The following is a 14,350-nucleotide window of genomic DNA, read 5'->3' on the forward strand; positions in this document are numbered from 1 at the left end:
TACTTCCAATTAAAAATAAGATGTGACAAACATCACATAAATCAGCTAAATCTATATTGATTGTTTAATTAAATACATAGCATGGGTATATCCTTGATGAATACTAGTTTGCAGGACACACTAATGTTAAAAACAATAAAACAACAAAGCCTTAGAGAATTTTTTTTAATTTTACTTTTTAGTATTGTTCCTACATCTTCTGCGTATGGTGCAGGGTATTATGATGTACCTGAACATGGAAGACCGCCGTCAGTTTTTAGTTTGTGTTGCTGCAAAAAAGTTAGCGAGGAAGGTGAGCAAGTGATTTATAATTGTTTTAACGTAGAAGAAGAAAAATGTCCAGTAAATACCAAGCGTTACAAAGTAAATGGCTTTGACTGTCCAAGCAGTCTGATCATAAAGAAAAGATAATCACTACATCACTTCCCATTTTTATGTTTCCCATTTGGTTTTTTTCTAAAGAGTAAAGATCTTTTGTATTCTCCTGATCTAAATACATTTAACACATCACTTACTCTACTAATGCTCGACATGATTTTTCTTAATTCATAAAGATCTTTTACCATAACAACAATTTTTAATACTGCAGCATCATCTGTAGTTCTAGCAACAACGCGAAGATCTCTTACATTTATTTTTTCATCAGCAATTTTATCTAAAATATCCCTTGAAACACCAACTCTATCAATACACTCAACTTCAATTGCAGCACTGTAAAGTTTAGCCTTACCTTCATGCCATTGAATTGGCAATATTCTGTCATGCTCTACATTGTCTAAGTTTTGACAGTCAGATCTGTGAACAGTAATCCCTTTCCCTTTTGAAACAACCCCTACTATGTCTTCTCCAGGTAAAGGACAACAACACTTAGCAAGATGGTGCAACATTCCTTCAAGTTCAGCAATTTCTTCTTCAGGTCTTTCAGCTATGTGTTGTGCAGACTTACTTTCTTTTTGAAGCATTGATTCTTTTAACCTGCCTTTAAGTTGTGAAGTTGTAATATCTCCACAACCAAGTGATGCTAGAAGATCTTCTTTAGTAGGCCTGTTTAATTTTCTTACTGCTTCTAAAAAATCACTTGAGGATAAAATTTGTTCTGCTTTTTCCTCACCAAATTCTGCTTCAATAAGATTCTTACCTTGCTCAATATGAACATCCCTATGTTGCTTTTTAAACCATTGTCTTATTTTATTTTTGGTAGTACTTGCAACAACAAAATTTAGCCAGTCAAGGCTTGGATGAGCATTGTTACTTGTTGTAACTTCAACTATGTCTCCGTTTTTTAATGTTGTGTTAAGTGAAACTATTCTTCCATTAACTTTTGCACCTGTACATTTATTTCCTACATCTGTATGTATTCTGTAAGCAAAATCAATTGGAGTAGAGTTTCTAGGAAGATCTATTACATCCCCTTTTGGAGTTAAGATAAAAACTTCGTCAGATAAAAAATCTAGTTTTACTGCATCAATGTATTCTTCAGGATCCTTTAAGTCGCTTTGCCATTCTATTAATTGTCTAATCCAAGACAGTTTTTCATCATAAATATCATCTGACTTTTTACTGCTTCCTACTTCCTTATATTTCCAGTGTGCTGCAATACCATATTCAGCAATTTGATGCATCTCTTCTGTACGAATTTGAATTTCTATTGGTCTGCCATGAGGTCCTACAAGTGCTGTATGCAAAGACTGATACATATTTGGTTTTGGAATTGCAATGTAATCCTTAAACTTTCCTGGTATAGGTCTAAAAAGATCATGAATAATTCCCATCACTTCATAACATTGTCTTTCTCTTTCTACAATAATCCTTATCCCAAGAAGATCATAAAGTTCTCTTGATCCATATCTTTGCATTTTTCTATAAATACTATAAAGATGTTTTGGACGACCATATATTTCTGCTTTAATACCAGCTTTTTCAAGCTCAGTTTTAATCTTTATAATAATTTCTTTTATTTTCTTTTCACTGTATTCTCTATCTCCAATTACAAGCCCTTCTACCTCTTTATATTTCTCAGGCTCTAAGTAAAAAAATGAGAGATCTTCCAGCTCATTTTTTGCTTTATTTAAACCAAATCTGTTTGCAAGTGGTGCAAAAATATCTAATGTTTCTTGTGCAATTCTTTTTTGTCTATCACTAGAGAGATATTGCAATGTTTTCATATTATGTAACCTGTCTGCAATCTTTACAAGCACAACTCGTAAATCAAGAGCAATTGCCATAAGCATTTTACGAAAGTTTTCAGCTTGATGTTCTTGCATAGAAACAAAACTTAGTTTGCCAAGCTTAGTAACACCTTCAACTAATTTACTTACTTCTTGCCCAAATTCTTTTTCAAGCTGTACAACATCAATGTCTGTATCTTCTAAAGTATCGTGCAAAAGTCCAGCACAGATAGTCTCAGTATCACAATTTAAATCAATTAAAATTCCTGCAACTGAAAGTGGATGAACAATATAAGGATCCTCACTAACTCTTTTTTGACTACCATGTAATTTACAAGCAAAATCCAAAGCTTTTTTAATATCCTGAAAATCTTTTTCAGGCCTGCCAAGTTTAGAGAATTTGTCTAAGAACTGATTTATTAAAATTATTTCACTATTTTCACTCAAAGTTTTCAATATTATTTTCTTGGGTAATTAAGCTCATCATTGAACCTTCTTAGTTGAATTATAGACAAATAAGAGGATTTTTATTCATTGCTTGTTAAATTCTTCAAAGATACGTTCAAATTAACCTTATTTTTGATCCCTCATCATCTTTTGTAACTTGGATTTGAGTCTGGAAGGCTTCCTTAAGCTCCTCCAAATGTGTGACTACTAAAATTAATTCAAATTCATCCTGAATAGATCTTATTACCTCAACTAATCTTTCTCTTCCAGCAGTGTCTTGTGATCCAAAGCCTTCATCTATAATTAGTGTCTGTAATTTTGCACCTGCTCTATTTGCAAGTAGCTTTGATAAAGCAAGCCTTAAAGCAAAATCAATTTTAAATGCTTCACCACCACTATATAGCTCATAACTTCTTGTACCAAAGCTATCAGCTATAACTACATCTAAAGTTTCAGTTAAACCACTAGAACTTTTCTTTTCTCTTTGTGTTTTTAAAGCAACATGCATTTGATTTTCAGTAAGCCTTGTAAGTATTCTATTTGCTTCTTTTTCAATTTCTGGCACAACTGTTTCAATAATTGCTACTGGAATTCCATTTTTACTAAATGCTTTTTCTAATATCTCAAAATATTTTTTGTCACTAATAAGAGCCTGAATCTTGTTTTCTTTGTCACTCATTTGTTTTTTTGAATGCTCTATTTCACTTAATGATTGTTCTGTAACTATTAAATTCTTTTTTATTTCCTGTTGTACTAAGTTCTTTTTATCTTCTTTGTGCTTAATTTCTAATACTTCTCTTTCTAGTTGTGCAATGTTTTCAATTTGGTTTTTATTTTTGTCTATTAAAGATTTTAATTCTTCTAATTCTGTACTTGCCTTATTTAGCTTCAGTGATAAACTTTCTAATTCTCTTGAAACATCAGGGAATTCTGTTTCTGCTTCTAAAAGCAAATTATGAGTCAAAATTATATTTTCTTTTTCTATCTTCTTGCTTTTTAATTCTTCATACAAACTTTGGCTATAACTTACCTTATTTAATTCGTTTTGTATATCATTTAATTTTTTACTTAATCCTTTAATAAGACTCCCATTTTTTAATAAGTCATCCAGAGATTCTGCTTCTTGTTTATAAGTATTTATTTCTTTATCTAGAGTGGCAATCTGTTCCTGTGTTTTTTGAAATTCGTTTTTTGTAACTTCAATATGTGAAGATAAGACTGATAGTGCTTCTAGTGGATCTGATTTAAAAGCATTTATAGATTGAAGCCTTTGTTGTTTTATTTCTTCAAGTTCTTTAAGCCTTTTAGATACAAAATGAGGTGTTGAATTTATTTTTTCTTTAATTTGTGCATATTCATTTCTTTTTTCTTGTATTTCTTTTTCTATTACTTCGATATCACTAGTTACCAGTTTCTCATTTTCATCGTATGACTTTAGTTCAACTTTGTAAGCTTTAATTACTTCATCCTTGTTCTTAATTGGGCTTTTACAAAGCGGGCAAGGCTCAGAGTGGTTATGAGAGTTTAAGGTTTCGATTTTTTTAAGAACTTCTTTTTTCTTGTCACTAATTTCTTCTAGCTTATGATCTAGCAATTCTTTTTTATGTTTTAATTCCTGTCCCTTGGATTCTATTTTTGAGATTTGCTCTTGTAAATCATAAAACTCTTTAATTTCTTTTTTAGTGTTTGGCAGAAAATCAGAAATAAATCTACTTTCATTTGTAAGATGTTTCATAAGATTATCCTTTAGGCTGCTTCTGTCAGTTAATTTTGATCTGTGTACAGCTAATTCTTGTTCTATTTGGTTTATTTTTTCTTTGAGCTCAGACTCAAAGTAGTTTTTCTCATGTAAAAGCTTGTTATAAAGTTCTTTACCCAGCTCACACTTGTCAAACTCTTTTTTTAATTCTAGAAAATTGTTGTGCTCTTGTCTTATCTTTTCTTTATTGCTTATTAGCTTTTTGTATTTTTCTTCTTTTAATTTAATACTGTTTAACTGTTCTCTTAAAGTATTTATTAGTGATTCCTGGGCTTCTTTTGATTTTTCTAATGTCTTAATTTGTTTTCCTTTTTCCCTCATTTCACTTAATTCTTTTTCTTTTTTGTTTAATTCTTCTCTAATAGAAACCAATTCTTTTTCTTCTTTACTTAATTCAAGAAATATGTACTCAAGTGATTTTTTTAATTCATCTTCATTTAAAATTTTTTCTTTTAAATTGGTTATGAGATTTTGTTCTAAAGCAATACCTTGATCCAAAGTTCTTACTTTTGTCCTTGCAGCTTCACAAAGTTTGTTGTAAACATCTAATCCTAAAATGTCAGCCAGGACTTGTTTTCTTTCATGTGGCTTTTTAATAGTAAACTCATCTGCTTTGCCTTGTCTTAGGTAAACACTATTAACAAAAGTTTCATAGTCCATTTTTATTGTTTTAATAATAAGATCCTGTGTTTGCCGAACTGTACTTAAAGTAAGTGAAGTCCAGATTTTTTCTTTAGGATTAAATATTTGAAATTCTAAATTTGATTTCCCTTGAGAATTTTTAAAAGCCTTGGATCGTAACCGATAAACTCTGTAAAGATCTCCTTCCATGTAAAACTCAAGTTCACAAGACATTTCAACAGTGCGAAGTCTTATAAGTTCATCAGTTCTTGCTCTGCCACCTTCCCAAAGAACCCATGTAATAGCATCAAGTAAGCTTGACTTTCCTGCTCCATTTACTCCAGTTAGACATGCAACATGTACTCCTGAAAAATCAATTTCAGCATTTGGATAAGACATAAAGTTTTTTAGAGTTAGCTTTTTGAAAATCATATTTTTTAATTATAATCTTAGTTCATTTTCTCTGCTTCTGTCTTTTTTTAAATGCTATAATCCTTAAGGTTAAGTCTTAAAGGTTACTAAACGGAGGTAATGATGGATCCAGTTTTAATTGCAGAAGCAGTAGGAAATAATGGTGATGCACTAGCTAAAATGGGACTAGCTATTGGTGCAGGGCTAGCAGTAACAGGAGTAGGTGGTCCTGCAATTGGAGTAGGACTTGCTGCCAGTAAGTCTTTAGAAGGAATGGCAAGACAACCTGAAGCTACAGGAAGATTACTTGCAAACACACTTATTTTTGCAGCACTTAGTGAAGCACTTGGATTATTTGCTTTCTTAATTGCAATTTTATTGTTCTTGCAACTACAGTAAATCTATATGCTTGAAATAAATTTCACTCTCGTGTTGTTTGCACTAAGCTTTTTGGTATTTATTTACTTATTAAACTTAACTTTGTACAAACCTGTGGGTACCATTGTTGAGGCTAGAAAAAACTTAATTAATGGAGAATACAAAAGAGCAAAAGAATTAACAGAAAATGCAAATAAAATCCTGGAAGATTATAATCACAGGATTAAAGAAGCAAGGAAACTTGCACATAATACAATTGAAGAATCAATAACTCAAGCAAGTAGTAAAAAAGAAGAAAAAATATCTATTTTGGTCAGTGACTTGAACAAAGAAAAAGAAGGAGCTCTCAAACAATTAGAAAAAGATCAAAAAGAAGCACTGAAAGCATTAGAAGGTGAGATAAAAGTGCTTACTGACTTAATTACAAATAAAATACTAGGAACGGAGAAAAACCTTGTTAGAACAAATTAAGATATGGGACATTTTAGTTAAGTCAGATCTTTTAAATGTAATTATTCTTGCTGCAGCATTTATTTATCTAGGGAATAAATTTCTTCCTAAAATAATTAGTGAAAGAAAAAAGCAAATTACAAAAGAATTAGAAGGAGCCAGAAAAGCAAGAGTGGAAGCAAGTGAAGAATTAAAAAAAATAGAAGAAAAATCCAAACAAGCAACTCTTGAAATTGAAAAAATAAAAGATGAAGCTAGAAATACTGCAGCTACAATTAAAAAACAAATAGAAGAAGAAGCAGAAAAAGAGCTTAGTGAGCTAAAATTAAAAATAAAAAGAGAAATTGGTGCAAGCTATGATGATGCAATCCAAAACATAAAAAGTTCTACAAGTAAAGTAGCTTTAAAACTAGCAGAAGAAGCACTTACAAAAATCTCAAAAGATCATGAAGTGCAAAAAAAATTAATGGAGGATTTTTTAGCTGAGTTAAAAACGCCAAATAAAAACTAAGCAAATGAAAGCAAACAAACAAATAGCAAAAAGATATGCACAAGCATTATTTGAACTTACTTGTGATAAGGCTGAAACAATTTTCAATGAAATCAAAAGTGTAAATGAATTAATAAATCAGATTAAAGGTGCAATAGACGTTTTCAATAATCCAGGAATTACCAAGAATGAAAAAAAACAATTGTTAGAGACACTCCACTGGAGCGTCTCTACAACAACAATGAATCTTTTATATATTCTTATTGACAGACAAAGGTTTAACTTACTTCCTGAAATACAAAATGAGTTTTTAAAGCTTATAAACAAAGGGAAAGGTATTGTTAGTCTTGAAGTGATTTCAACTGTCGAGCTTGATCCTTCAACTCTAGAAAAACTAAAAGTAAAATTTGAGAATTTACTTAACAGTGACAACAAAGTTACGATAAAATCAAGAATTGAACCAGGTTTAATTGGTGGAATTAAAGTTAAAGTAAATGATCTTGTTTATGACGGGAGTATTAAAGGTAGATTAGAAAATTTAAAACGGAGGTTGCTTGCATAATGACAATAAAGCCAGATGAGATAGTAAGCATATTAAAAGAACAAATAAATCAATATCAGGAAAAGCTTACTGTAAGTAATGTTGGAAGTGTAATTTCTGTTGGTGATGGCATTGCAAAAATTTACGGACTTGAAGGTGCCATGTCAAGCGAACTTGTTGAGTTTGATGATAAAGAAAAAACAGTTGGAATGATTTTAAATCTAGAAGAAGAAAGCGTTGGTGTAGTTTTATTTGGTGATGCAAGAGATGTTCATGAAGGAACACAAGTAAAGACCAGTGGAAGAGTTGCTTCTGTACCAGTTGGTGATGCAATGATTGGTCGTGTTATAAACCCTATTGGAAAACCACTTGATGGAAAAGGTGAGATTAAATCAAACAAGTTCAGACCTATAGAAAAAGTTGCACCAGGAATTGTAAAAAGAAGATCTGTATGCGAACCACTACAAACAGGCATTGCTGCAATTGATTCCATGATTCCAATTGGCCGTGGACAAAGAGAACTGATTATTGGAGACAGGCAAACAGGTAAAACCGCAATTGCAATAGACACCATTATTAATCAAAAAAATGAAAAAAACAGGCCCATCTGTATTTATGTAGCCATTGGACAAAGACAAGGTCAGGTTGCACAAATCAAAAAAATCTTAGAAGATGCTGGTGCAATGGAATACTCGATCATTGTAAATGCTGCATCAACAGATCCTCCAGCACTTCAATTTATTGCTCCATTTACAGGAGCTGCAATTGGTGAAGAGTTTATGGAAAACTCCAAGCATGTACTTATTATTTATGATGACTTAACAAAACATGCATGGGCATATCGTGCAATGAGTCTTTTACTTCGCCGCCCTCCAGGACGTGAAGCTTATCCTGGAGATGTTTTTTATCTTCATAGCAGACTCTTAGAGCGATCAGCAAAATTGAACGAAAAACTTGGCGGGGGTTCAATGACCGGACTTCCAATTATTGAAACTCAAGCAAATGATGTTTCTGCATATATCCCAACTAATGTTATTTCAATAACAGATGGACAAATATTTTTAGAAACTGATTTATTTAATGCTGGCACAAGACCTGCAATTAATGCTGGTATTTCTGTCAGTCGTGTTGGTGGTGCAGCACAAACAAAAGCAATGAAAATGGTAGCTGGTAAGCTAAGACTTGATTTAGCACAGTTTAGAGAAATGGAAGCATTTGCACAGTTTGCATCAGACTTAGATCCTGCTACACAACAGCAAATAAAACGTGGTCAAAGATTAACTGAAGTTTTAAAACAGCCACAGTTTAGCCCGCTTACAGTAGCTAAGCAAGTAACGATGATTTTTGCAGCAAACGAGGGTATCCTTGACAATGTAAACTTAAAAGAAATCCAAAAATTTAAACTAGAATGGTTTAAATACTTTTCAGCAAATTATAAAAAACTAGAAGACAAATTAAATTCAGGTGCTGCTTTAGATGACAATGAAAAAAAAGAATTAAGAGCTACATTAGAAAAGTTTAGGGATAGTTTGTTTAGTTAATCATGAACTCAATAATTTCATTCTTTCAAAACTTCATGGCAACTCTTACAATCTGGGTCTTACCAAATGTTTTTAAAGTTTTTTTAATTGTTTTAATTGCATTTTTTGTTCAGTATCTAATTCATCTTGGAATTGAAAATTTTATCAAGCAATCCAGGAGGATAAAAAGAGCTGAAACATTAAGTCAGATTTCACATTCAACAAGCAAAGTAATAATTACTACAATTGCAATTATGATGGTTTTGCATGAGTTAGGTTTCAATGTAATTCCAATTATTGCAAGTGCAGGTGTTTTAGGATTTGCATTTAGTTTAGGCGCACAAAGCCTCATGAAAGATGTAATAAATGGTTTTTTTATTTTACTAGAGGATCAATTTGGAATAGGCGATCTAGTAAAAATTGGTGATCATAGTGGTATAGTTGAAAAAATGAATTTAAGAACAACAACACTTAAAGATTCTAATGGCAGCATTCACATCATTCCAAATAGTCAGGTTGATAAGGTGACAGTATTAAGTCAAAGACACTAAATAGCAAATAATTTTTTTTGTTCAATCTCAGGTGATAATCTTTTTAAAATCAGATTGTAATAAGTTTCTGAAGACTCTATTGCCAGATAATGTCTATTTAGTCTTTTTGCTACAAGAGGAGTAGTTCCAGTCCCACCAAAGGGATCTAAAATCAAATCTCCGACATCAGAACTCACTTGAATTATTCTCTCAAGCAGTGACTCAGGCATTTGACAAGGATGTTCTCCAAGTCTTTCTTTAAATGTCCCACACACTCTTGAAATTTGCCATACGTCATCTGGTAATTTACCTTTTGGATTTGCTCTCCTATCATTGTAAATTAATTGTCTTGCTGATGGGACCCTTATGTATTCAGTATTAAATTTGAAGTCTTCCTTATCTTTTGTAAAATAAAAAATATGAGTATGAGCCCGATTAAATTTTTTGCGTTGGCTTTGACCAAAGGTATAGTACCAGATTATCCAGTTTCTAAAATAAAAACCTGTTTGTTTTAAAATTATATTTATTTCAGCAGCAAACTCATCTCCTATTGCAATATAAATTGAGCCGTTGTTTTTTAATACTTTATAAGTTTCTGATATCCACTTTTTTGACCAATTATAATACTCATCATAAGATAAATTGTCATTGTATCTGTCATATTTTATTCCTATATTGAACGGTGGATCTGCAAATATTAAATTAATTGAATTCTTTGGCATTTTTGCCATAATTTCAATGCAGTCACCCAGATAAACTTTGTCAATTAACATTTTTTCAGTCATTGAATTTATTGCAGATACTTTTTTCGTTTGTAAAACCACCTTTTGCTGTAGCAGAACCAATTAGCTGTCTGTCAGCTACCTGCCTATTATTGATTTTACTTTTCATGAGAATTTTAAATACATAATAACACCAAATGATAAAATACTCTTATGTCACAAAAAGAAATCCGTGTTCGTATAGCACCTAGCCCAACAGGTAGTCTTCATTTAGGTACAGTTCGTACTGCACTTTATAATTATCTCTTTGCAAAAAAAAATGATGGAAAATTTATTCTTAGGATTGAAGACACTGACTTGGAGAGAAATAAAGACGAATACACAAAAGAAATTTTAGATGGATTTAAGTGGTTAAAAATAAACTTTGATGAAGGCCCGTACTATCAAAGTGAAAGATTAGCTCTTTATCGTAAGCTTGCACAAGAATTACTAGATGAAGGAAAAGCTTACCAGTGTTTTTGTACACAAGAAGAATTAGATGGGCTAAGAAAAATTCAAAGAGCAGCTAAGGTCCCAGAAAAATATGACAACAGACATAGAAAATTAACAGAAGAACAAAAGAAAAAATTTATTTCTGAAGACAGAAAGCCAGTTATTAGATTTAAACTACCAGATAACACAGACATTAAGTGGCATGATGAAATAAGAGGAGATGTTTCAGTAAACACTAACGATCTTGGAGGAGATCCAGTCATCATAAGAGCTGATGGAATTCCTCTATATAATTTTGCTGTTGTAGTAGATGATGGTGACATGAAAATTAGTCATGTAATTCGTGGAGATGATCATTTACACAATACAGCAAAACAAATCCCAATTTTTCAAGCACTTGGATATGTAGTTCCTACATTTGCACATGCACCACTAATTTTTACTCATGATAAGGAAAAACTTAGTAAGAGAAAGCATGGTGATATTGCAAACATTGATAAGTATCAAAGAGAAGGTTATCTTCCTGAAGCATTAGCAAATTATTTAGTACATATGAGCTGGACGAAACCAGACAAACCAGAAGAAGAGATCTTTAGGCTAGATGAGATCGTGAACCAGTTTAGCCTGGATAGAATTAGCAAAAGCCCTGCTATTTATGACTTGCCCAAATTAAACTGGTTTAATAATCATTATATAAAAGAAAAATCAATTGAAGAAATTTATGATCTTGCAAAACCATTTTTCGTAGAGACGTTTGGCCAAACGTCTCTACAATCGATTTATTCAAAAAATCAAATCTTACACATGTTAGATTCTGTCAGATCTGGTGTAAACAAATTAGATGAGATACCTGCTTTAATCAATTTTTTCTTTGATGATAATTTTAATTTAAGCACTGAAGAAAACTTAAAAATATTAAATACAGAAAGTGCTAAGGGGGTATTAGATAAAACTCTAAAAAATCTAGATAAAATAAATTTTCAAAATCAAGGTGACTGTAAAAAAGCAATTGATGAAGTTGGTAAAGAATTAAACTTAAAAGGAAAAGATTTATATTGGCCTCTTAGAGTAGCTCTCTCTGGCTCAAACAAAGGTCCTGACTTAGGTTTAATTATTTCACTTCTTGGAAGAGAAAAGATAAAAAGTAGGATTGAGAAAGCATTAAGTGTTTTAGTTTAGACAACCCTATTAAAAAAACAAGATCTTTTTCCAGTATGACAAGCTACTCCACCAATTTGCTCTACTTTTATAAGTATTGTGTCATTGTCACAGTCATAATAAAGCTCTTTTACTTTTTGAACTTCACCTGATTTGTGTCCCTTATGCCAAAGTTCATTTCGTGAGCGACTGTAAAAATAAGTTTCTTTTTTTTCTAATGTTAATTCGAGCGATTCTTTATTCATGAATGCAACCATAAGAATTTCATTGTCCTTATAATCCTGAACAATAGCTGGAACAAGACCTATATCATTCCATTTGATTTTTGAAAAATCTATTTTGTTAACTGTTTCTTGATGATTCATTAACATTATTTTAACCGCTATATTAGCAATTCACAAATTATCAATAAATTCTATTGACAACATGCCCTTTAATTTGAGAAAATATTTATACAAGGATTAACCAACATGCAAGGGCGTTTCAAACGCCCTTTTTAATTGGCGTTTTTGTATTTCCAGGTAATCTTCCTTAGCTACTCCAAAATGTGGCATAATATCTGCTGATGTTAAAGCTCCTCTTACACCAAGACTATAAAGCCATATCCCAGATTTAATATATCCAAGAACAGGGCCATTTACATTTGCTGCCATTGTAGTTTCATCACCTAAAATAAATTGATGTGTAGAAATTTTTCCTTCAAAAGTTCTGCCGGTAATTTTTACATTTGTTGAAATTGGTTTTTTAGGATGTCTTGTGTCTACAATACCGCCTGTAGTTACTCTATCTCTTGAACAAACATTTGCAAGCTCAAGCATAATATCATCTGCATGTTCCATATGGTGAAGTTCTAAAATACCATTACGCTTCTCAAGTTCTTTTATAATTTCTTCATCAGTCATTTGTGAAACAATTTCTGGATTAAATCCTTCAAGATGTGCAATGTCTTCACGAACTGTAGATTTGTAAAGTTCCCAATTACTTATCCCGACACCAAAAGTAATTGTTACATCTAAAATCTCAACAAACGATTGTGCAGCAAGACTAGCTGCACTAGTTAGAAACCCTGGAGTTGCACCACAGCCTGTTAGATATAAGATTCCTGATTTCTTAAACTCATTATCTAAATCCTTAATCATCTGAACTGCTTTTGTTCTTTTAAGTGCATCAACTATTACTCCTTTATAACCAGTTTTTATAATTTCCTTTGCAACATTTGGAATAAACTCATTTGGTAAATTTGGCAGTGCAATAAATATTGCATTTATTTTATTTTTATATGAAGAGACAAGATCAATAATTGAATTTGATGAAAGAGTTGAACCAATCATCCTTTCGACTGAGAGAGCTTCTTTTACACTAAGTCCATCAATACCATTTTCATTAAATAAATAAGCACTACGATCGCAAATACCAACCAACTTAAAATCTTTTTTCTGCTCTACAAGCAAAGCCATATTTTTACCTAATCCACCTGAGCCAAGAACTGTAAGATCTATCATTTTTCTTCTCCTCATTAATTACAATTAGTATTGTATAACGTCACTGAACTTTTAAATTTATTGTTTTCATTGTATAAGTATAAAGAAGTGGATAGCATTTCAGACAAAACACACGACGTAATTATAATTGGCGGTGGGCCAGCAGGATTAATGGCTGCTTTTTATTGTGGAACAAGTGGTATAAAACCTTTAATACTTGAAGCACTTGATTTTTTAGGCGGGCAACCTGCTGCACTTTATCCAGAAAAACCAGTTTATGATGTGCCAGGACTCCTTGAATACACTGGCAAAGAGCTCGCAGACACGCTTACTGAACAGGCTATGCAGATTGAACCTTATATTGAGTTTAATCAAAGTGTGGCAGAAATTAAACAAACAAACGGTACATGGACCCTCTCTTGTAAATCAGGAACAGTATACAAAACTAAAGCAGTAATTGTAGCAATTGGGAAAGGTGCCTTTGCACCAATTAAGCTTGGCTTTCCTGAGGAAGAAAATTATTTAGGTAAAGGTATTCATTATACAGTCAAGCATATTAATGACTTTAAGGGAGATGAAGTTTTAATTGTTGGTGGTGGTGACAGTGCAATGGACTGGACTTGTACATTAAAAGATGTTGCTAAAAGTGTTACCTTGATTCACAGAAGAGATGGATTTAAAGCACATCCTGGAGCAGTGAATCAAGTAAAAGCAATGGCAGAATCAGGTGGAATCCAAATGTTTATTCCTTATGAAATTAAAAAAGTAGAAGGCACTGGCAAGATTGAAAAAGTAACTATATTTAATAATCAAACTAGTGAAGAAAAAATTCTGCCAGTACAAAAGTTAATTATCTGTGCAGGATTTAGACCTACCTCAGATGCTCTAAAGAAGTGGGGACTTGAGCTCTCTGAAAAAGGATTTATTAAAACCCATGAGATTTGCAAAACCAATTTGCCTGGTATTTTTGCAATAGGTGATGTTACTGAGTATGCTGGGAAGAGGCATTTACTTGTCATGGAGCTTGGAGAAGCAGCATGTTCTGCTGGTGCAGTTGCTACCCACATTTACGGAAAAGAAAAAGGTGGCGCCGAGTGGTGGGCGGGACCAAAGAAAAAAAAGACTGGTAATGTTGAGATAGATAAGGATAACGATCAGAAACAAATGGTGAGCACTTAGTTC

Annotated in this window: 14 protein-coding genes; 9 read left to right on the top strand and 5 right to left on the bottom strand. The window is 32.1% G+C overall.

Annotated features, from left to right (window positions below):
* Positions 1 to 123 precede the first annotated feature (123 nt).
* Entirely contained in the window at positions 124 to 411 is a 288-nt protein-coding gene (locus HYY52_04025; protein ID MBI2995854.1) for a hypothetical protein, read from the top strand.
* A gap of 8 nt (positions 412 to 419) precedes the next feature.
* Here HYY52_04025 and HYY52_04030 read toward each other — a convergent pair whose 3' ends face one another.
* Positions 420 to 2,615, bottom strand: a complete 2,196-nt coding sequence (locus HYY52_04030; protein MBI2995855.1) for a bifunctional (p)ppGpp synthetase/guanosine-3',5'-bis(diphosphate) 3'-pyrophosphohydrolase — start codon at positions 2,613 to 2,615, stop codon at positions 420 to 422.
* A 115-nt stretch (positions 2,616 to 2,730) separates the two neighbouring features.
* Positions 2,731 to 5,427, bottom strand: a complete 2,697-nt coding sequence (locus HYY52_04035; GenBank protein MBI2995856.1) for an SMC family ATPase — start codon at positions 5,425 to 5,427, stop codon at positions 2,731 to 2,733.
* Positions 5,428 to 5,586: 159 nt separating this feature from the next.
* Between HYY52_04035 and atpE the strand changes: the two genes are divergently transcribed.
* From atpE to HYY52_04065, 6 genes are read left to right on the top strand one after another with little or no spacing between them, the layout of a single operon-like run.
* Positions 5,587 to 5,805 (top strand): ATP synthase F0 subunit C, encoded by a 219-nt coding sequence (gene atpE / locus HYY52_04040; GenBank protein MBI2995857.1) that lies wholly within the window; start codon positions 5,587 to 5,589, stop codon positions 5,803 to 5,805.
* Between the two features lie 6 nt (positions 5,806 to 5,811).
* A complete protein-coding gene (locus HYY52_04045) occupies positions 5,812 to 6,255 on the top strand; it encodes a hypothetical protein (GenBank protein ID MBI2995858.1) in 444 nt (147 codons plus the stop codon).
* Positions 6,239 to 6,745: a hypothetical protein gene (locus HYY52_04050; protein MBI2995859.1), complete on the top strand. Its 507-nt coding sequence runs from the start codon at positions 6,239 to 6,241 to the stop codon at positions 6,743 to 6,745. The genes HYY52_04045 and HYY52_04050 overlap by 17 nt, the downstream gene beginning before the upstream one ends.
* Positions 6,746 to 6,749: 4 nt before the next feature.
* The gene (locus HYY52_04055) at positions 6,750 to 7,286 is read left to right on the top strand and encodes a F0F1 ATP synthase subunit delta (GenBank protein MBI2995860.1); all 537 of its coding nucleotides are present in this window, start codon (positions 6,750 to 6,752) and stop codon (positions 7,284 to 7,286) included.
* Complete coding sequence (locus HYY52_04060; protein ID MBI2995861.1) at positions 7,283 to 8,806, top strand: F0F1 ATP synthase subunit alpha; 1,524 nt, start codon at positions 7,283 to 7,285, stop codon at positions 8,804 to 8,806. Before HYY52_04055 ends, HYY52_04060 begins: the two co-directional genes overlap by 4 nt.
* Positions 8,807 to 8,808: 2 nt before the next feature.
* Positions 8,809 to 9,336: a mechanosensitive ion channel gene (locus HYY52_04065; protein ID MBI2995862.1), complete on the top strand. Its 528-nt coding sequence runs from the start codon at positions 8,809 to 8,811 to the stop codon at positions 9,334 to 9,336.
* Here HYY52_04065 and HYY52_04070 read toward each other — a convergent pair.
* The gene (locus HYY52_04070) at positions 9,333 to 10,100 is read right to left on the bottom strand and encodes a site-specific DNA-methyltransferase (protein MBI2995863.1); all 768 of its coding nucleotides are present in this window, start codon (positions 10,098 to 10,100) and stop codon (positions 9,333 to 9,335) included. The two genes, HYY52_04065 and HYY52_04070, sit on opposite strands and share 4 nt — an antisense overlap.
* Before the next feature lie 150 nt (positions 10,101 to 10,250).
* On the opposite strand from HYY52_04070, the gene gltX reads away from it, so the two are divergent.
* Entirely contained in the window at positions 10,251 to 11,708 is a 1,458-nt protein-coding gene (gene gltX / locus HYY52_04075; GenBank protein MBI2995864.1) for a glutamate--tRNA ligase, read from the top strand.
* Here the strand turns inward: gltX and hisI are convergent.
* Both hisI and HYY52_04085 read right to left on the bottom strand, forming a co-directional pair.
* On the bottom strand, positions 11,705 to 12,052 hold the full coding sequence (gene hisI, locus HYY52_04080; protein ID MBI2995865.1) for a phosphoribosyl-AMP cyclohydrolase: 348 nt from the start codon (positions 12,050 to 12,052) through the stop codon (positions 11,705 to 11,707). The two genes, gltX and hisI, sit on opposite strands and share 4 nt — an antisense overlap.
* Before the next feature lie 96 nt (positions 12,053 to 12,148).
* The gene (locus tag HYY52_04085; GenBank protein MBI2995866.1) at positions 12,149 to 13,204 is read right to left on the bottom strand and encodes a saccharopine dehydrogenase-like oxidoreductase; all 1,056 of its coding nucleotides are present in this window, start codon (positions 13,202 to 13,204) and stop codon (positions 12,149 to 12,151) included.
* Between the two features lie 72 nt (positions 13,205 to 13,276).
* Between HYY52_04085 and HYY52_04090 the strand changes: the two genes are divergently transcribed.
* Positions 13,277 to 14,347: an NAD(P)/FAD-dependent oxidoreductase gene (locus HYY52_04090; protein ID MBI2995867.1), complete on the top strand. Its 1,071-nt coding sequence runs from the start codon at positions 13,277 to 13,279 to the stop codon at positions 14,345 to 14,347.
* Positions 14,348 to 14,350 lie beyond the last annotated feature (3 nt).

It is taken from the genome of Candidatus Melainabacteria bacterium (assembly GCA_016193285.1).
GTDB lineage: Bacteria > Cyanobacteriota > Vampirovibrionia > 2-02-FULL-35-15 > 2-02-FULL-35-15 > JACPSL01.

Excerpts from the sequence above, each read along its gene's own strand:
- HYY52_04025 (MBI2995854.1), top strand. The coding sequence starts at position 124 with ATGTTAAAAACAATAAAACAACAAAGCCTTAGAGAATTTTTTTTAATT.
- HYY52_04035 (MBI2995856.1), bottom strand. The coding sequence starts at position 5,427 with ATGATTTTCAAAAAGCTAACTCTAAAAAACTTTATGTCTTATCCAAAT.
- atpE (MBI2995857.1), top strand. The coding sequence starts at position 5,587 with ATGGGACTAGCTATTGGTGCAGGGCTAGCAGTAACAGGAGTAGGTGGT.
- HYY52_04045 (MBI2995858.1), top strand. The coding sequence starts at position 5,812 with ATGCTTGAAATAAATTTCACTCTCGTGTTGTTTGCACTAAGCTTTTTG.
- HYY52_04055 (MBI2995860.1), top strand. The coding sequence starts at position 6,750 with ATGAAAGCAAACAAACAAATAGCAAAAAGATATGCACAAGCATTATTT.
- HYY52_04065 (MBI2995862.1), top strand. The coding sequence starts at position 8,809 with ATGAACTCAATAATTTCATTCTTTCAAAACTTCATGGCAACTCTTACA.
- HYY52_04070 (MBI2995863.1), bottom strand. The coding sequence starts at position 10,100 with ATGACTGAAAAAATGTTAATTGACAAAGTTTATCTGGGTGACTGCATT.
- gltX (MBI2995864.1), top strand. The coding sequence starts at position 10,251 with ATGTCACAAAAAGAAATCCGTGTTCGTATAGCACCTAGCCCAACAGGT.
- hisI (MBI2995865.1), bottom strand. The coding sequence starts at position 12,052 with ATGAATCATCAAGAAACAGTTAACAAAATAGATTTTTCAAAAATCAAA.
- HYY52_04085 (MBI2995866.1), bottom strand. The coding sequence starts at position 13,204 with ATGAGGAGAAGAAAAATGATAGATCTTACAGTTCTTGGCTCAGGTGGA.